Annotated in this window: 18 protein-coding genes, 4 tRNA genes and 1 other annotated feature; all 22 genes read left to right on the top strand. The window is 47.1% G+C overall.

What is annotated here, in order from left to right; all coding sequences use genetic code 11:
• Positions 1 to 22: 22 nt before the first annotated feature.
• The 22 genes from rsgA (at position 23) to D081_RS08945 (ending at position 16,747) form a co-directional block, all read left to right on the top strand.
• A complete protein-coding gene (gene rsgA / locus D081_RS09050; protein ID WP_085023868.1) occupies positions 23 to 919 on the top strand; it encodes a ribosome small subunit-dependent GTPase A in 897 nt (298 codons plus the stop codon).
• The gene (rpe, locus tag D081_RS09045) at positions 919 to 1,569 is read left to right on the top strand and encodes a ribulose-phosphate 3-epimerase (RefSeq protein WP_085023867.1); all 651 of its coding nucleotides are present in this window, start codon (positions 919 to 921) and stop codon (positions 1,567 to 1,569) included. The genes rsgA and rpe overlap by 1 nt, the downstream gene beginning before the upstream one ends.
• A gap of 15 nt (positions 1,570 to 1,584) precedes the next feature.
• Positions 1,585 to 2,268 (top strand): 7-cyano-7-deazaguanine synthase QueC, encoded by a 684-nt coding sequence (gene queC, locus D081_RS09040; RefSeq protein WP_085023866.1) that lies wholly within the window; start codon positions 1,585 to 1,587, stop codon positions 2,266 to 2,268.
• Between the two features lie 12 nt (positions 2,269 to 2,280).
• Complete coding sequence (gene folE2, locus D081_RS09035; RefSeq protein WP_085023865.1) at positions 2,281 to 3,069, top strand: GTP cyclohydrolase FolE2; 789 nt, start codon at positions 2,281 to 2,283, stop codon at positions 3,067 to 3,069.
• Between the two features lie 78 nt (positions 3,070 to 3,147).
• The gene (locus D081_RS09030; protein ID WP_085023864.1) at positions 3,148 to 4,167 is read left to right on the top strand and encodes a lysylphosphatidylglycerol synthase transmembrane domain-containing protein; all 1,020 of its coding nucleotides are present in this window, start codon (positions 3,148 to 3,150) and stop codon (positions 4,165 to 4,167) included.
• 54 nt (positions 4,168 to 4,221) lie between these two features.
• A complete protein-coding gene (locus D081_RS09025; protein WP_085023863.1) occupies positions 4,222 to 5,361 on the top strand; it encodes a hypothetical protein in 1,140 nt (379 codons plus the stop codon).
• Positions 5,362 to 5,395: 34 nt separating this feature from the next.
• A complete protein-coding gene (locus D081_RS12945; RefSeq protein WP_233127467.1) occupies positions 5,396 to 6,166 on the top strand; it encodes a glucosaminidase domain-containing protein in 771 nt (256 codons plus the stop codon).
• 47 nt (positions 6,167 to 6,213) lie between these two features.
• A complete protein-coding gene (locus D081_RS09015; protein WP_085023862.1) occupies positions 6,214 to 7,836 on the top strand; it encodes an ABC-F family ATP-binding cassette domain-containing protein in 1,623 nt (540 codons plus the stop codon).
• Between the two features lie 60 nt (positions 7,837 to 7,896).
• The gene (locus D081_RS09010) at positions 7,897 to 9,189 is read left to right on the top strand and encodes a DEAD/DEAH box helicase (RefSeq protein WP_085023861.1); all 1,293 of its coding nucleotides are present in this window, start codon (positions 7,897 to 7,899) and stop codon (positions 9,187 to 9,189) included.
• 130 nt (positions 9,190 to 9,319) lie between these two features.
• Positions 9,320 to 9,404: transfer RNA gene (locus D081_RS09005), tRNA-Tyr, on the top strand.
• 19 nt (positions 9,405 to 9,423) lie between these two features.
• Positions 9,424 to 9,499 (top strand) — tRNA-Met (locus D081_RS09000).
• Between the two features lie 12 nt (positions 9,500 to 9,511).
• Positions 9,512 to 9,587, top strand: a tRNA-Thr gene (locus tag D081_RS08995).
• Positions 9,588 to 9,594: 7 nt separating this feature from the next.
• Positions 9,595 to 9,671: transfer RNA gene (locus D081_RS08990), tRNA-Met, on the top strand.
• Between the two features lie 170 nt (positions 9,672 to 9,841).
• The gene (rpmG, locus tag D081_RS08985; RefSeq protein ID WP_027398039.1) at positions 9,842 to 9,991 is read left to right on the top strand and encodes a 50S ribosomal protein L33; all 150 of its coding nucleotides are present in this window, start codon (positions 9,842 to 9,844) and stop codon (positions 9,989 to 9,991) included.
• A 102-nt stretch (positions 9,992 to 10,093) separates the two neighbouring features.
• Positions 10,094 to 10,264: a preprotein translocase subunit SecE gene (secE, locus tag D081_RS08980; RefSeq protein WP_071997220.1), complete on the top strand. Its 171-nt coding sequence runs from the start codon at positions 10,094 to 10,096 to the stop codon at positions 10,262 to 10,264.
• 34 nt (positions 10,265 to 10,298) lie between these two features.
• Positions 10,299 to 10,847, top strand: coding sequence for a transcription termination/antitermination protein NusG (nusG, locus tag D081_RS08975; protein WP_085023860.1), 549 nt, complete (start codon positions 10,299 to 10,301; stop codon positions 10,845 to 10,847).
• Between the two features lie 26 nt (positions 10,848 to 10,873).
• Positions 10,874 to 11,299 (top strand): 50S ribosomal protein L11, encoded by a 426-nt coding sequence (gene rplK / locus D081_RS08970; protein WP_027398041.1) that lies wholly within the window; start codon positions 10,874 to 10,876, stop codon positions 11,297 to 11,299.
• A gap of 59 nt (positions 11,300 to 11,358) precedes the next feature.
• Complete coding sequence (rplA, locus tag D081_RS08965; protein ID WP_085023859.1) at positions 11,359 to 12,042, top strand: 50S ribosomal protein L1; 684 nt, start codon at positions 11,359 to 11,361, stop codon at positions 12,040 to 12,042.
• A gap of 16 nt (positions 12,043 to 12,058) precedes the next feature.
• Positions 12,059 to 12,200, top strand: a sequence feature (ribosomal protein L10 leader region).
• Positions 12,201 to 12,222: 22 nt separating this feature from the next.
• Positions 12,223 to 12,771 carry a 50S ribosomal protein L10 gene (rplJ, locus tag D081_RS08960; protein WP_085023858.1) on the top strand — a complete coding sequence of 183 codons (549 nt, stop codon included), beginning with the start codon at positions 12,223 to 12,225 and terminating at the stop codon, positions 12,769 to 12,771.
• Between the two features lie 63 nt (positions 12,772 to 12,834).
• A complete protein-coding gene (gene rplL / locus D081_RS08955) occupies positions 12,835 to 13,203 on the top strand; it encodes a 50S ribosomal protein L7/L12 (RefSeq protein WP_085023857.1) in 369 nt (122 codons plus the stop codon).
• Between the two features lie 208 nt (positions 13,204 to 13,411).
• A complete protein-coding gene (locus D081_RS08950; protein ID WP_085023856.1) occupies positions 13,412 to 14,164 on the top strand; it encodes a response regulator in 753 nt (250 codons plus the stop codon).
• Positions 14,165 to 14,182: 18 nt separating this feature from the next.
• Complete coding sequence (locus tag D081_RS08945; protein ID WP_233127466.1) at positions 14,183 to 16,747, top strand: ATP-binding protein; 2,565 nt, start codon at positions 14,183 to 14,185, stop codon at positions 16,745 to 16,747.
• Positions 16,748 to 17,029: the final 282 nt, after the last annotated feature.

The following is a 17,029-nucleotide window of genomic DNA, read 5'->3' as shown; positions in this document are numbered from 1 at the left end:
TGAATTTGTAAAGGAAAAATACATGCCAACAGGTCAGGTTATAAAAACATATAATGGATTTTATTACGTGCTGGAGGAGGGACAGCTGCTGTCCCGGGACCCGGAGCTGTTGTCCTGCCGTTTGCGGGGGCGTATCAAGCGCATCAAGGGCTCGGTGGTAACCGGCGACAGGGTGGAGTACGAGCTATTGGGTGATGGCACCGGCGTTATTGAAAAGCGACTGCCGAGAAAGACCCTGCTTCACCGTCCTTCCGTGGCCAATATTGACCAGGTGATTATTACCTTTGCAGTCAGAGAGCCGGATATGAACAGCCTGCTGTTAAACCGTTTTTTGGTGCTGGCCGAATGGTCGGATATTCCGGAAATTGTAATCTGTCTTAACAAGACTGATTTATTGCCGGAGCAGGCGGATGAATTTATTAAGCCTTATGTGGATGCGGGCTACAAGGTAATTTTTGCCTCAGCCCGGGAACAGCAGGGGATAGAGGAGCTGAGAGAGCTTCTGAAGGGGAAGGTTACCGCTTTTGCGGGCCCATCCGGCGTGGGAAAGTCCTCTCTCTTGAATGCCATTGACAGCAATTTGTCACTGACCACAGGGGTTATCAGTGAAAAGATAAAGCGGGGCAAGCATACAACCCGGGCAGCCTGTCTGCTGCCAGTAGCCAGCGGCGGTATCGTGGTGGATACCCCGGGCTTTAGTGCGGCAGAGCTGGAGCATTTGGACAAGCAGTTGCTGGGCAACTACTTCCCGGAATTCAGACCCCTTATGGAAAAATGTTATTATAATACCTGTACCCATAGCCATGAGCCAAACTGCGGAATAAAGCAGGCACTGGCCGAGGGGCTTATAAGTCAGGAGCGCTACGATGCGTATTTGAATATATTGCAGAGTATATTGGAAAGAAAGAAGGCATATTAATGACTAAGGTTGCGCCATCAATTTTATCGGCGGATTTTGCCCATCTGGGGCAGGAGGTCGACAAGGTAATTACAGCAGGCGCTGACTATGTACATATAGATGTAATGGACGGTACCTTTGTTCCGGAGATTACTTTGGGAGCCTTGATAGTAAAGGCTATCCGCCCGGTTACCAAGGCGGTTTTCGATGTACACCTCATGGTGGAGCATCCGGAAACCCAGATTGAGTCCTTTGCCAAGGCGGGGGCAGATATCATCACCTTTCATGTGGAAGCAGCCAAGCATCCTCATCGGGTGCTGCAGGCCATCAAGGCAGCGGGCTGCAGGGCGGGTATCTGTCTTAATCCTGGTACTCCCCTTTCCATGGTGGAGGAGCTGCTGGATGATTTGGACATGGTGGTTATTATGTCCGTAAATCCGGGCTACGGCGGCCAGAAGTTTATTCCAAATTCCTTGGATAAAATTGCCCGTCTAAAGGCCATGCTGGTGAAGGCCGGCAGTAAAGCTGAGATTGAGGTGGACGGCGGTGTAACCGTGGATAACTGCAGGGCACTGGCAGAAGCCGGGGCTGATGTATTGGTGGCCGGTTCAGCGGTCTATAAGGCACAGGATATTCCTGAGGCCATTCGTAAGCTGCATTGCGTCGGGTAAGGAGGGCGTTGCATAATGGAAAAAGCAGTTGTTTTATTGTCTGGTGGTCTTGATTCCACAGTTTGTATGGCAGTGGCCAAGTCAAAGGGCATGGAGGTATATCCTATCAGCTTCAACTATCACCAGCGTCATAATATTGAGCTTGAGGGTGCCAAAAAGGTGGCCGAATTCTACGGCGTCAAGACGCACCTTATTATAGAAACAAATATGGAAGGAATTGGCGGTTCAGCCCTGACGGATGATAATATCGAGGTTCCGGATGGTGATTTTGAGCATGGGGCAGAGGATATTCCAATCACCTATGTTCCGGCCCGCAATATGATTTTCCTCAGCTATGCCATGGCTTATGCTGAGGTTATAGGGGCAGACCATGTATTTATCGGTGTGAATGCAGTTGATTATTCCGGCTATCCGGACTGCCGTCCGGAATTTATCGGCAGCTTCCAGAAAACAGCCAACCTTGCCACCAAGGCCGGCACTGCCGATGGACGCAATATTAAGATAGAAACCCCGTTGCAGGACCTTTCCAAGAAGGACATTGTTCAGCTGGGCAGCAAGCTGGGAGCTCCATTGCAGTTTACCCACAGCTGCTACAAGGGTGGCGAAAAGGCCTGTGGTGTGTGCGACAGCTGCAAGCTGCGCCTGCGGGGCTTCGAGGAAGCCGGTGTGGTTGACCCGGTTGAATATGAAAATATGTAAACAGGTGTATTTATGAAGGATGTACAAAATAGTTCCGACAACCGTGGCATAGCCATTCAGAAGGTAGGCATAAGGGATGCCCATCTTCCGTTGCTGATTAAAACCAAGGATGGAGACTATCAGCAGGTGCTGGCCAATATCAGCTTTACGGTTTCCCTGCCAATGGAATACAAGGGAACCCACATGAGCCGGTTTCAGGAAATCCTCAACAAGTGGACCAGCAAGCCTATTGCTGAGCCGGAAATGGCGGATATCTTAAAGGAAGCCATGGACAAGCTTCAGGCAGAGACGGCGGCTATCCGCATTGAATTTAAATATTTTGTGGACCGCTTTGCTCCTGTGAGCGGGCGTAAATCCGTGCTGGATGTGGACTGCTTCTTTGATGGGTTCATGGAACGGGAAAAGCCACTGCAGTTTACCCTTGGGGTTAAGGTTCCGTACACTTCCCTCTGTCCGTGCAGCAAGGAAATTTCCGAATACGGTGCCCATAACCAGCGTGGTGTTATGGATGTCAGGGTTGCCTTTGATGATGAGCATGAATGTATTCTCATTGAGGATTTGGTGGCCCTCATGGAGCAGCAGGCCTCCTGCCAGGTTTATCCTCTGCTAAAGAGAGAGGATGAGAAATACGTTACCGAAAAAGCCTACGATAATCCAAAATTCGTTGAGGATATTTTAAGAGACGGGGTTATTGCCCTGCGTCAGCTGAATGGTATCAAGTGGTTTGCCCTGGACTGTGACAATTTCGAGAGCATCCATAACCATAGTGCCTATGCCAGCCATGAGGAGTATGTGGATTAAAGGCTGAATATTGGCATGAAAGACAGCATTTATTTGTTGTGATATAATATAGCTGATTTCTTTTTAAGGAGTTGCTGAATGAATAAGGTTTATGGGCGTATATTATGCTTATTCCTATTGGTTCTGGTAATATCCAGTGCGGTAATTTACTTTACGGTGGATATAAACACTATAACCAATTTATATATGTTTCAGCCCTGGTCCGTGGGGATGGCCATTTTGGCCATGGCCATTGGTCTTGTGCTGGATGGAACCAGATTAATGCACATGGTGAAGATCTCCGGGGAAAATATTACCTTGAAACAGGCCGTGCAGGTGGTGTTTGGTAATTATTTTCTGGCCATGCTGGGGCCGGGAGCGGCGGCCGGGGCCATTGCCCAGGTCATGTTTTTGCGCCGTGCCGGGGTTCCAGGGGGGAAGGCTGCAGTGTTGGCCCTGGTCCGCACTGTGGTATCCATCTTTTTCCTGGCCTGCTGTCTGCCATTTATCTTTTTGCATGATGAAGGCATACTGCCGGGGGTTTCCAATGCCGTCATGGTTTATGTGGCCGGAACGGCAACGCTGCTGATGCTGATAGCAGCCTATGGCATTCGCAGAAATGCCTTTGATTATCTGGCTGTCAGGATAACCCGGAAGCTGCCGCGGAAATGGAGCCGGAAATTTATCGATATGTATCGGGACAGCAAGTCCGCAATTGTCCTGCTGGCTTCTTCCCCGAAATCCATGATTCGGGTGTTCTTTGAATCCGGTCTGAGCCTGATTTTTATTTATATGGTGGTTCCGTTCCTCATGCTGGGGCTGGGAGCCACGGTGGACTGGCTTACCGTCATGGGACGCATGATGTTCCTGAACATTTTGCTGTATTTTTCCCCGACACCGGGAGGCTCCGGCATTGCCGAGGGTGGCTTTGTCTATCTCTTCAGTGAAAGCGTGCCATCGGGTACTGTAGGCATTCTGGCGGTATCCTGGCGCTTTATAGCAGAATATCTGCCGTTCTTCGTGGGCTTGTATTATACCCTCACTGTATTTGGCAAGACAGTTCTGGACAAGGACTTGGATGAAGACGAGCCGAACTCCATTAATGTTATGGATAAATAATAAACCAGTCTATGACCATGTTATAGGCTGATTTATTTTTGAGGTGTGAAATATATGACAGGTTTAATCAACTTCACACTGATTTTGATAAATATAATGGTAGTTACCATTATGTGGCAGAAGGCCGGCGTTCCCTTTAATGGGGCATACACGGCAGTGGTGCTGAGCTCTCTGGTGGGCACACTGGTGGCAGCCTACTATCGGCTGGCGGTGGCAGTGGCGCCGGGCATAGTCATTAACAGTTATTTGTGCTATGATCTGGTCATCTGTCAGGGCTTCACCTGGCAGGAGGCCATGGCAGTGCCAATGGTGGCCGGCCTGCTGGTATTGCTGCTACGCCATAGAAATTGCTGCCAAAAAATATTGGAGGCTCTGCCCCCGTATCTTGGTGCAATTATTCCAGCCTCCATGGGAATCTTCCTTATATATAATGGACTTATAATGGGGCGGCTGGTCATTGGGGATCCCTTTCATGTAACCGGCATGGGAAGTCTTTATGACCCGCTGGTTATCATTACCCTGGTGAGCTTTTTGGCAGTGATGCTTTTTTTGAGTCACCATAAGGAGAAGGGGATGGCCGTAGGATTGCTGGTGGCAGTGGCCATGGCCCTGATAAATGGTCTGGTGACCCTTCCGGAATATCTTTTTTCTGTGCCGGAGGGCTTTACAGATACCGCATTTCAGTTGAATTTTTCCGGAATTTTTGAACTGATATGCTCTGTGGCAGTGGTATTTCTCATTTTAGTATTCGATGGACTGGCGGTGGCCGGGGCCATGAAGGAAAATGAAGGAAGACTGCTGGCTGCCAATGGCCTTGGTTCCCTTGTGGGGGGACTGCTGGCCGGGGGAGCCATGAGCGTGGCTGAGGTATCGGCTGCCTGTGGCAGTGGAAACAGGAATCCGGCCAAATCAGCAGGTGTTACCGCCATATTGTTGTTTTTACTGCTGTTTTGTGGCCCCATGATGATGGAGCTTAAGGATTATCCGGTTATTTTTGCCGCCTCGGTGATAGGAGCCGGGTGCAGTTTGCTGTTGGATTTGAAATTTTTGCCAATTAATGATAATATATCTGTCTTGGCAGGAGTTTTTACTTTGATGCTGGTTCCCCTGTGGGGGAGCTTGACGGCGGGAATAGGCTTTGGCCTGCTTTTATATGGGCTTCTGAAGCTGGTGAACCGCTGTTTTAAAAGGTAAGTTTTAGCTTATAAGCATTGGGAGGTCTGTTGGGGTGCTATTTAATAAGAAAAGTTTACGATTTTTGTGTGCTATTGGTGCAGTGGCTGTAATAAGCTGCGGCCAGACTACTGAGGCCAAGCAGACGGTTGGCCAGACTACAGTTTCTGAGGAAAGAACCTATAATACCGGCAAAACTACCGTTGCCACGGACAATGCAACCTGGGCGGAGAGAAGAAAGAGCTTTGCAGAAAGAATTGAAGCCATTCTTCATCCTGAGCCTGAAAAGGAGCCTGAGGTTGTTGTGCCAACCGATTCCAATGAAATGAATATCATGGGAGCTGCGGTGGCTACCCAGGAGCAGTGTGTAAGGTATCTTTTGAAGAACAACCCAAATCCATTGCTTAATACCACTCCGGAGGAGCTGGTAAATTTCTATTATGAAGAAGCCTCCCGTGAGGGCATCCGTCCTGATATCGCCTTTGCCCAGGCCTTGAAGGAAACCGGCTTTTTCAGCTACGGCGGTACTGTTATTCCTGCCCAGAACAATTACTGCGGGCTGGGTACTACCAGTGCAACCGTAAAGGGCGCTTTCTTTGATTCTCCACGGGTGGGTGTGCGAGCCCATATCCAGCATTTGCTGGCTTATGCCTCCACCAAGGACCCAGAAACCCCGGTGGTGGATCCACGTTATTCCCTTGTAAGAGGGGTTTATGGCGATAACACACTGGAGCAGTGGCAGGACCTTAATGGCCGCTGGGCAGTTCCCGGTGTTGGCTATGGCCAGAGTATTTTAGATTATTATCATGCAATTTTAAATTCATGATTAATATATAGTTATATTAAAAACAGTATAGAGAGGATTTTTTACTAATGATTTCAACAAGTGGTGTTACACTCCAGTTCGGTAAGCGCGTGCTCTTTAAGGACGTGTCCATCAAGTTTACTCCAGGAAACTGCTATGGCGTTATCGGTGCCAACGGTGCCGGTAAGTCCACCTTCCTGAAGCTGCTGTCCGGCGACATTGAGCCTACCAAGGGTTCCATTGACATTACCCCTGGTGAGCGCATGTCCGTACTGAAGCAGGATCACTTTGCTTTTGACCAGTACGATGTTATCCGTACAGTTATTATGGGTAACCAGCATCTGGTAGATATTATGGAGGAAAAGGATGCTATTTATGCAAAGCCTGATTTCTCCGATGAGGATGGTATCCGTGCCGGCGAGCTGGAAGCAGAATTTGCTGAGCTGAACGGCTGGGATGCAGAGGCAGACGCAGCCAAGCTGTTAAATGGTCTTGGTATCCATGAGGAGCATCACAACAAGATGATGTCCGAGATGGACCCTGATTTAAAGGTGCGTGTACTGCTGGCCCAGGCCCTTTTCGGCAACCCTGATATTCTTCTGCTGGACGAGCCTACCAACCATTTGGACCTTGAGTCCATCAAGTGGCTGGAGGACTTCCTGGCTGATTTCGAGAACACCGTTATTGTAGTATCCCATGACCGTCACTTCCTTAATCAGGTCTGCACCCATATTGCCGATGTAGATTTTGGCAAAATCCAGCTTTATGTTGGTAACTATGATTTCTGGTATCATTCCAGCCAGCTGGCCCTGCAGATGGCCAAGGATGCCAACAAGAAGAAGGAAGAGAAGATCAAGGAGCTCCAGACCTTTATTGCCCGCTTTGCGGCCAATGCTTCCAAGTCCAAGCAGGCAACCTCCCGTAAGAAGCTGCTGGAGAAGATTACCCTTGATGACATCAAGCCATCCTCCCGCCGTTATCCTTATGTTGCCTTTACTCCGGACCGCGAGGCCGGGGACCAGCTCCTTATCGTTGAAGGTATTTCCAAGACCATCGAGGGTGAGAAGGTTCTTGATAATGTAAGCTTTACCCTGAAGAAGGGCGACAAGGTTGCATTTACCGGCCCTAACAGTGCCGGCAAGACCGCCCTGTTCCAGATTCTCATGGGCGAAATGGAGCCTGATGAGGGTACCTTCAAGTGGGGCGTTACCACTACCCAGGCTTATCTGCCAAATGACAACAGTGAGTACTTCGAGGGCTGCGAGCTGACCTTGACTGACTGGCTCCGCCAGTATTCCAAGGACCCTGATGAGTCCTTTGTACGCGGCTTCCTGGGCCGTATGCTCTTCAGCGGTGAGGAGAGCTTGAAGAAGGCTTCCGTTATCTCCGGTGGTGAGAAGGTTCGTTGCATGCTGTCCAAGATGATGCTCAGCGGTGCCAACGTGCTGCTGATGGATGAGCCTACCAACCATCTGGATCTGGAATCCATTACTGCACTCAATGATGGTCTCATTGCCTTCAAGGGCACCCTGCTCTTTACATCTCATGACCATGAGTTTGTTCAAACCATTGCTGACCGTATTATTGAGCTTACTCCGGGCGGAGTATTCGATAAGTTTACCACCTACGATGATTTCCTTGCTGATGAGGAGCTCCAGCATCGTTTGGCGGAAAAGTACGCAAATAAATAAGAAGGCTTGGCTCCCCCATTTTGGGGGAGCTTCTGTATTACATAGAATGAGGTACAGCTTATGAAATTATTTGAAGAATTAAGCGTTTCACAGCCACTGTGTGACGCCTTGAAGAAAATTGGCATAAGAGAGGCTACCCCGGTGCAGGAGCAGGCTATTCCGGCCCTCAGAAACGGCCGTGATACCATTGTGCAGGCCCAGACCGGTACCGGCAAGACACTGGCCTTTTTGCTCCCTTTATATGATAAAATCAAGACCCAGGCTGACAACGTGCAGACCCTTATTATTACCCCTACACGGGAGCTGACCATCCAGATTTCCAAGGTGGCCGCCCTATTGGACAAGGCTGTGGGTGTCCGCTCAATGGCTATTTATGGCGGTCAGGATATCGAGCGCCAGAAGCGCAAGCTGGGCAGGGACCCTCATGTTATTATTGGTACTCCTGGCCGTATTCTGGACCATCTCCGTCGCCGTACCCTGAATTTCTCTACTACTAATAAGATAGTTTTGGACGAGGCCGATGAAATGCTTCGCCGCGGCTTTATTGAGGACGTGGAGACCATTTTGTCCACCATGGCCAAGGACAGGCAGATTATGCTGTTTTCCGCCACCATGCCGGACAGAATCAAGTCACTGGCCCACCGCTACATGGTGCAGGTGCAGCACATTGAGATAAAGGCGGAGCACATTACCCTTGATACCATCAAGCAGCGCATAGTGGACACCGTGGAAACCTCCAAGGTGGACAAGCTGTGTGAGCTCATTAATGAGGAGCAGCCATATCTGGCCATGGTATTCTGTTCTACCCGTTCACGGGTATCCCAGGTGGCCATGACCCTGGCCAAGCGGGGCTATCTGGCTGATGAGCTCCATGGTGAGCTGAGCCAGCTGCAGCGGACCAACGTGCTGAAGAAGTTCCGTCAGGCCAAGCTGCAGATCCTGGTTACCACGGATATTGCTGCCCGTGGTCTGGACATCGAGGGCGTAACCCACGTATTCAACTATGATATTCCTCAGGATACGGAAAGCTATATCCATCGTATCGGCCGTACAGGCCGTGCCGGCCAGAAGGGTGTGGCCATTACCTTTGTCAATGCCCGTCAGTACAGCATGCTGAGAAAAATCGAGGCCGGCATCAAGAATCATATTACCAAGGATATGTCCACCAGAAGTCTGGCATCCCGTTTAAAGAGAGAAAAGCGGGAAAAGGAGCTGGCGGCCAAAAAGCAGCAGGCTGAAAAGCAGCAGGCAAAGCAGGCCAAAAGCAAGTATGCCAACAGAAAGGGAAGTGCCCACAAAGGCCGTAATGACAGGTCCCGCCGCCTTCGTGACAGGGCAAAAAGAAAAAAATAAGAAATTTTTTAAAAAAGTGCTTTACAAACCCAAAATAAGATGGTAGTATATATACCTGTCAGCGGGAAACACAAAAGACACCCGGCAAGAGGTGTACAACAGTGAGAACCGCCACCGAGAGAAGATATCTGGGTAGGTGCCCGAGTGGTTAAAGGGAACGGACTGTAAATCCGTCGCCGTAGGCTACGATGGTTCGAATCCATCCCTGCCCACCATTTTATATCTTTCTAACATCGCGGGATGGAGCAGTCGGTAGCTCGTCGGGCTCATAACCCGAAGGTCAGAGGTTCAAGTCCTCTTCCCGCAACCAAAAGCTTGGTATGCTGATATAGCTCAGTCGGTAGAGCGCATCCTTGGTAAGGATGAGGTCACCAGTTCAAATCTGGTTATCAGCTCCATATATATGGCTGCGTAGCTCAGTTGGCTAGAGCATTCGGTTCATACCCGGAGTGTCAGGAGTTCAAATCTCTTCGCAGCCACCAACTAATAAATTAGCCCCTTTGTACAAGGGGTTTTATTTATGCCATGAATAAAATGTCCGTTATTTATTTTTAATCCTTATGTCTGTTGACACTAAGATTAGATTATGATAAATTATGTTAGTGACATTTTGTTAAGTGTACATAATTTTTAATAGTAAGGAGTGCATAAGATGCGCAATGCAGTTACGTTGGCCTGCACCGAGTGCAAGAGTCGCAACTATCAGACCAACAAGAACAAGAAGAACGATCCGGACAGAATCGAATTCAACAAGTATTGCAAGTTCTGCAAGAAGCACACACTGCACAAGGAAACCAAATAATTAGCAGTTGAGTGTAAGGGTTGCAATATTAGACAGGATGTGAATGCATTGACGAGTGAAAAAACGTCAGCGATTCAGACGAAGTCTTCAGGTTTTAACCCTATGCAGTTTTTGCGTGAAGTTTCGGCTGAAATGAAAAAGGTATCCTGGTCCACTAAGGAAGAGCTCGGCAGATACACTGTTGTGGTTTCCATAACAGTATTCATCGTATGCTCTCTGATTTGGATATGCGATACTTTCTTTACAAGGTTGTTTAATCTGATTTTACGTTAAGACTGGAGGGTAGGGATGCTGGGCATCCAAGTGTATGGACTCTGATAAGAAGCTTGAAAGACATTGGTATGCTGTACATACCTATTCTGGATACGAAAATAAGGTTAAGTCCAATCTTGAGAGAAAAGTTAGTTCTTTAGGATTGGAAGACAAGATCTTCAATGTGCTTGTTCCTGTGAAGGATGAGATTGAAAAGAAGAACGGCGTTGAAAAAGTAATCAAGCGGAAGCTTTTCCCTGGTTATGTATTCGTTGAGATGATTGTCAATGAAAAGACATGGTTCGATGTACGTAATACTGACGGCGTTACTGGATTTGTTGGTTCCGGTACAGATCCAACACCTATCGGTGAAGCTGAGATGGAGAACATCCTGAGCAAGATGGGCATGGGCGAAGCCAAGGTTATTGTCAACATTGATGTTGAGGTTGGCGAAGTCATCAAAATCAAATCCGGTTCATTTGAAAACTACGCAGCAAAGGTTGTTTCCGTGGACAACGAGAAGGGCAAGGTTAAGGCTCTTATCGATATGTTCGGCCGTGAAACTCCTGTTGAACTTGACTTTGATCAGGTAGAAAAAAGCTGATTTCCTTTTAAGGAGGTGTATATAAGATGGCAAAGAAAGTTGCAAAGATGGTAAAGTTGCAGGTTGAGGCTGCTAAGGCTACTCCGGCTCCTCCAGTAGGTCCTGCTCTTGGTCAGGCTGGTGTTAACATCATGGCTTTCGTTAAGGAATTTAACGAGAGAACTGCTAAGCAGGCTGGTCTTATCATTCCAGTAGAGATTACTGTATTTGAGGATAGATCCTTTACCTTTATCACTAAGACTCCTCCAGCTGCTGTACTTCTGAAGAAGGCTGCAGGTCTGGCAAAGGCTTCTGGTGAACCAAACAAGAACAAGGTTGCAAAGCTGCCTCGCGCAAAGGCTCAGGAGATTGCTGAGTCCAAGATGGCAGATTTGAACGCTGCAAGCATTGAGGCTGCTACTCGTATGATCGAGGGTACCGCACGCAGCATGGGTATTGAAATCGTTGACTAATATCTGATTTCATGCCGTGGGAGGAAAATCCGTTATTACCACGAAGGGAGAAATTTTTAATGGCAAAAGCAGGTAAGAAGTATCAGGACGCTGCAAAGCTTCTTGAGACTGGTAAAGTTTACTCTGTTGAAGAAGCTGTAGAGCTCGTAAAGAAGACTGCAACTGCAAAGTTCGACGAGACTATTGAGCTTCATGTACGCTTGGGTGTAGATCCTAAGTATGCAGATCAGCAGGTTCGTGGCGCTATCGTGCTGCCACATGGTACTGGTAAGTCCAAGCGCGTATTAGTATTTGCTAAGGGCGCAAAGGTTGAAGAGGCAGAGGCTGCAGGTGCAGACTTTGTTGGCTCCGACGAAATCGTAACTAAGATCCAGGGTGGCTGGACTGACTTTGATGTCGCTGTAGCTACTCCAGATATGATGGGTACTGTTGGTCGTCTTGGTAAAATCCTCGGTCCTAGAGGCTTGATGCCAAACCCTAAACTCGGTACTGTAACTATGGATCTTGGCAAGGCAATCAGCGAAATCAAGGCTGGTAAGGTTGAATACCGTACTGATAAGGCTGGTAATGTTCACTGCCCTATCGGCAAGGCTTCCTTCGATGCTAACAAGCTCGTAGAGAACCTCAATGCTTTGATGGATACATTAATTAGAGTAAAACCGGCTGCTGCAAAGGGTCAGTATATTCGCTCTGTGACCATCAGCTCTACTATGGGCCCTGGTGTTCCAGTAGTTCATGCTTGATTTTTTGTGGGCTGTATAATAAAATAGTCTATGGCTGTAGACAGCAGGTATGAAACCGTGAGTTTCATTTAAAGGGAAAACGCCTGCCGAGGCCGGATGCATACGCATGAATATGCGGCTTCCGGTAAATCAGCCGGAGGCCGTTTTTGCTCTTTAAATTTAAATAAAGGAGGTGTATTCATGGCTGTAACTGAACAGAAGAAGGCAATTGTTGCTAACTTAAAAGAAATTCTCACCAGCTCCAAGGGCGCTGTCATCACTTCTTACAAGGGACTGACCGTAGCTCAGGACACTGCACTCCGTGTAGAGCTCCGCAAGGCTGGTGTTACCTACCATGTAATTAAAAACACAATGACTCGTATTGCTGCTAAGGAAGCAGGTCTCGATGATATGATTCCATTCCTCGAGGGCACTACCGCTATGGCATACTCTGCTGAGGATGCTGTTGCTCCAGCAAAGGTTATCAGCGAGTTCATTAAGAAGAACAACTTGGCTGAAGAGGAAAAGCTCGTAGTCAAGGGTGGTATCGTTGAGGGTAAGGTAGTATCTGCTGACGAAGTTAAGGCTATCGCTTCTCTGCCATCCAGAGAGGTCCTCATCGGCAAGCTGCTGGGCAGCATGCAGGCTCCAGTATCCAACACTGTTGGTCTCATGGGCAACATGGTTCGCAGCATCGTCAATGTGCTTGACGCTATTCGCAAGCAGAAGGAAGAGCAGGCATCCGCTTAATCTATCCGCTGCTTAAATAATATTTAAAAAAGAAATTAATGATTAAAATTGGAGGAAATAAACATGACTAACGAAGAGATTTTAGAGGCAATTGGTAACTTGACTGTTCTTGAGCTTTCCGAGCTCGTAAAGGCTGCTGAGGAGAAGTTCGGCGTATCCGCTGCTGCTCCTGTTGCTGTAGCTGCTGCTGCTCCTGCTGAGGGTGGCGCTGCTGGCGAGAAGTCCGAGTTTGACGTAATCCTGAAGGATGCTGGCGCTGGCAAGATCAACGTAATCAAGGCTGTACGTGAGGCTACTGGTCTCGGCCTGAAGGAAGCAAAGGCTCTGGTTGACGGTGCTCCTGCTGCTGTTAAGGAAGGTCTGTCCAAGGCTGACGCTGAGGCTCTCAAGGGTACCCTCGAGGCTGCTGGCGCAGTTGTAGAGCTGAAGTAATTTTTGCTTCATAGCATCTAAACTTTAAAATCAAGGCTGTGGAAATGAGCAATCATTTCCGCAGTCTTTTTTTATGCTCCAAAGCAGGGATTATGGGTATGTACATAGAATTTCTAAGAATGGAAAGTGTGAGTTTATGCATATTATGTAAAAGTATGGATTCATTTCCGTTGCAATAAGAATTTGTTGATACAGGGGGTATATTGATATGGAATGGGATTTTGGCATTGTATTATTTTTGTATAAACCTAGTGTGGTAGCAAAAGCCGTTGAACGGAAGCTTACTGAATGTGGCTACAAGGTGATAACCGTTGTGGGGGAATATGAAAAGCTCAAGGAGATGGCAGATACGGCCCTGCTGTTCGTGGCCTACCTGCCAGGCGATATTGCTGATGACCCTGAGGACATGAAAATTCTGGACACCATTCAGGAGCAGATTTGGGACAGCACCACAAACATGCTGCTGATTGGTGAGAAGAAGGACCGTCCTCGTCTGATACAGCATAATCATCGTCTTGACCATTTTTCCTGGCTGGACCGTCCACTTAAGATGGATGAGCTGGAAAAGACAGTTTTGGATACCATTTACACTGGGGGAAAGAAAAAAATCCTCATTGTGGATGACAATCCAACCTTTGCCAAGATGGCTACCGAATGGATGAAGGATGATTATCAGGTATATAGTGTTAAATCGGGAATGGATGCAATTACATTTTTGCTGAAAACTCCGGTGGATTTAATATTGCTTGATTATGAGATGCCTGTAGTGGATGGACCACAGGTCTTCCAGATGCTGCGTCAGGAGCAGTCTACCAAGCATATCCCGGTTGTTTTCCTTACTGGCGTGGGCACCAGAGAAGGAGTGGAAAGGGTTATGGCCCTTAAGCCTGATGGCTACATTTTAAAATCCACTACCAAGAGCAGCTTGTTGGAATCCTTAAGGGGAGTTCTTGCAGATTAATGGAGAGGGGCAATCTCTATGTTTTATCTGGGTTTAATAGGACTACTGGCTATACTCATTCTTTTGCTTGTAAATTATGATATTTTATTTCAGTATGGCAAAACTCAAAATCTTCCTGCAGTAAAAATGTATAGGAGATTTCTGTTTGCTGTTTTGGCATACTATATTTCCGATACACTATGGGGCGTTTTTAGTGAGCTGAATTTATTTAACCTGCTCTTTGCCAATGTGGTTATATACTATATTGTCATGGCTGCGGGCATACTCACTTGGACGCAGTACGTGGTTACATATTTAGGGGAGGAACACAAATTTGGAAAGTTCCTTCTCTGGACGGGACGCATTTTTTTTGTAGTTATTACACTGGCATCTCTTGCCAGCATATCTACTCCTGTGCTGTTTTGGTTTGATGATGCCGGTGAATACCATGCATGTCCTGCCCGATACGCACAGCTTATATTCCAGATTGTACTGTTCCTATTGACCACAGCCTATACCTTTAGTGCTATGCTAAGGTTGGAAGGTACCATAAAGAAGCGTCATCGTACCATTTGCTTCTTTGGCCTTGTTATAGCAGTGGCCCTTATTTTACAACTGGAATTTCTATTCCTTCCTATGTACACCATTGGTTATATGCTGGGCACCTGTCTGCTGCATACCTTTGTTATTAGTGAACGCGTGGAGGAATACCGTCGGGCCAGTCTGGAATCCCTGCGCCGTGAAAAAGAGGCTGCCGAACAGGCATCCCAGGCCAAGAGCGAATTCCTTTCCAATATGTCCCATGAAATCCGTACACCAATTAATGCGGTATTGGGCATGAACGAGCTGATACTTCGTGAATGCGAAGATGAGAATATCCTTTCTTATGCGGAAAATGTACGCAGCTCTGGTAATACCCTCCTTGGGCTAATAAACGATATTTTGGATTTCTCGAAGATTGAGGCTGGTAAAATCGATATTATTCCTGTGGATTATGATCTTTCATCCACCCTTAATGATATGGTGGTAATGATTCACAACCGGGCTGACGACAAAGGATTGGCATTTAATGTTAATTTTGACTCAAATATACCGAAGCAGCTTTTTGGCGATGAGGTACGTATAAAGCAGGTTATCACAAATATTCTGACGAATGCGGTAAAATATACAGAAACAGGCAGTGTGACATTTTCTGTTGGATTTGATCGTTGTGAAGATGACCCTGATTGTATCATTCTTCATGTGAAGGTGAAGGATACGGGTATCGGTATAAAGCCGGAGGATATGGAAAAGCTATTCTCCAAATTTGAGCGCATAGAGGAAAAGCGCAATCGAAATATCGAGGGAACCGGCCTTGGAATGACCATTACCAAAAATCTGCTGGATATGATGGGAAGCTACTTGCAGGTAGAAAGCACCTATGGTGTTGGAAGCACCTTCTTCTTCGATTTGCGGCAGAAGGTTGGCAAGTGGGTGCCATTGGGAGACTATAGGACATCCGTTAATGTGCTTTTAAAGGAGCATAAAAAATATAAGGAGAAGTTCACGGCACCAGATGCTAATGTATTGGTGGTGGATGATAATTCGATGAATCTGACAGTATTCAAGAGTCTTCTGAAGCGTACCAAGATAAAAATTGATACAGCAGACAGTGGTGACGAGGCACTCCAGATGACCAAGAGCAAAATGTATGACATGATTTTCCTGGATCACATGATGCCTGGTAAGGATGGTATCGAAACCCTACATGAGATTAAAGAGCAAGCTGAGGGACTGAATGACTGCACCGTGTCTGTATGTCTTACAGCCAATGCCGTATCCGGTGCAAGAGAGCAGTACATTGCTGCTGGCTTTGATAATTACCTTACCAAGCCAATTCATCCTAGCAAGCTGGAGGATATGCTGATGGCTTATCTCCCAGGGGATAAACTAATAATTTCCGAGGAAGATGATGTTGATACCGATGATGAAGATGAGCAGGACAATGTTCCTGAGAGTTTGGCACCTTTGGTGGGACTGGAGTGGATTGACCTTTCTAAGGGTATAAAAAATAGCGGTGATGCGGAATCCTATTTGTCCTTGCTTAAGATTTTGTATGAGTCCATTGATGAGGAGTCAACGGTACTGGATGGCTTCTATAAAGATAGTAATTTAAATGATTACACCATACAGGTACACGCCATGAAAAGTTCTGTACGGCTTATTGGGGCATCGTCCATGGCTGATGAGGCCCAACTGCTGGAAAACGCCGGCAAGGATGGGGATGAGGATTATATAAATCAGCATCATGAGGGATTTATATCAGCCTACAAGAGCCTCAAGGAGCCACTTTCCCAGGTCTTCGCCGAAGAAAATGTGGAAGATGAAACGGAAAATAATGTGGAAGATGAAATGCCGGAAGCAGATGCAGAGCTAATGGACACCGTATATGAGGAAGTCAAGGCATCCGCTGAAGCCAATGATGCCGAAAGCATAGATGCTGTATTTGCTGAGATAGAGGGATATCGACTTCCGGATTCAGACGCTGAGCTTTGCCAGAAGATAAAGGCGGCGGCAGCGAACTCCAACTGTGAAGAAATATTGTCATTGTTGGAACAAAAATAATCATGACATAATAATACGAAAGCTACTGTGAAAGAAACATCTGGGGGACTATAAGCGGACCTTTTTTACTTTGGTACTTGACGAACACAAACGACAGCGAAGTGCGAGTTTAGTACCACTAGGTAAAATACAGAGCGCGAGCGTGCCGCGTTAGTCCTCCGGATGGTTATTTTTTGTATAATTCTTGACACTGTATGATAATCTTGGTAAAATAAGTTGCTACAGAATAAATAACTGTAGCAGCGGCTTATGTCGCACAAAATAAGTATAATAAGTTCGTGC

The sequence above is a fragment of the Anaerovibrio sp. JC8 genome (genome assembly GCF_002100115.1).
Classification (GTDB): domain Bacteria; phylum Bacillota; class Negativicutes; order Selenomonadales; family Selenomonadaceae; genus Anaerovibrio.
Note: the sequence above shows the minus strand (reverse complement) of the source record. Positions and strands in the feature narration are given on the sequence as shown.

Coding starts and splice junctions, on each gene's coding strand:
- rsgA (WP_085023868.1), top strand. CDS start 23: ATGCCAACAGGTCAGGTTATAAAAACATATAATGGATTTTATTACGTG.
- rpe (WP_085023867.1), top strand. CDS start 919: ATGACTAAGGTTGCGCCATCAATTTTATCGGCGGATTTTGCCCATCTG.
- queC (WP_085023866.1), top strand. CDS start 1,585: ATGGAAAAAGCAGTTGTTTTATTGTCTGGTGGTCTTGATTCCACAGTT.
- folE2 (WP_085023865.1), top strand. CDS start 2,281: ATGAAGGATGTACAAAATAGTTCCGACAACCGTGGCATAGCCATTCAG.
- D081_RS09030 (WP_085023864.1), top strand. CDS start 3,148: ATGAATAAGGTTTATGGGCGTATATTATGCTTATTCCTATTGGTTCTG.
- D081_RS09025 (WP_085023863.1), top strand. CDS start 4,222: ATGACAGGTTTAATCAACTTCACACTGATTTTGATAAATATAATGGTA.
- D081_RS09015 (WP_085023862.1), top strand. CDS start 6,214: ATGATTTCAACAAGTGGTGTTACACTCCAGTTCGGTAAGCGCGTGCTC.
- D081_RS09010 (WP_085023861.1), top strand. CDS start 7,897: ATGAAATTATTTGAAGAATTAAGCGTTTCACAGCCACTGTGTGACGCC.
- rpmG (WP_027398039.1), top strand. CDS start 9,842: ATGCGCAATGCAGTTACGTTGGCCTGCACCGAGTGCAAGAGTCGCAAC.
- secE (WP_071997220.1), top strand. CDS start 10,094: ATGCAGTTTTTGCGTGAAGTTTCGGCTGAAATGAAAAAGGTATCCTGG.
- nusG (WP_085023860.1), top strand. CDS start 10,299: ATGGACTCTGATAAGAAGCTTGAAAGACATTGGTATGCTGTACATACC.
- rplK (WP_027398041.1), top strand. CDS start 10,874: ATGGCAAAGAAAGTTGCAAAGATGGTAAAGTTGCAGGTTGAGGCTGCT.
- rplA (WP_085023859.1), top strand. CDS start 11,359: ATGGCAAAAGCAGGTAAGAAGTATCAGGACGCTGCAAAGCTTCTTGAG.
- rplJ (WP_085023858.1), top strand. CDS start 12,223: ATGGCTGTAACTGAACAGAAGAAGGCAATTGTTGCTAACTTAAAAGAA.
- rplL (WP_085023857.1), top strand. CDS start 12,835: ATGACTAACGAAGAGATTTTAGAGGCAATTGGTAACTTGACTGTTCTT.
- D081_RS08950 (WP_085023856.1), top strand. CDS start 13,412: ATGGAATGGGATTTTGGCATTGTATTATTTTTGTATAAACCTAGTGTG.
- D081_RS08945 (WP_233127466.1), top strand. CDS start 14,183: ATGTTTTATCTGGGTTTAATAGGACTACTGGCTATACTCATTCTTTTG.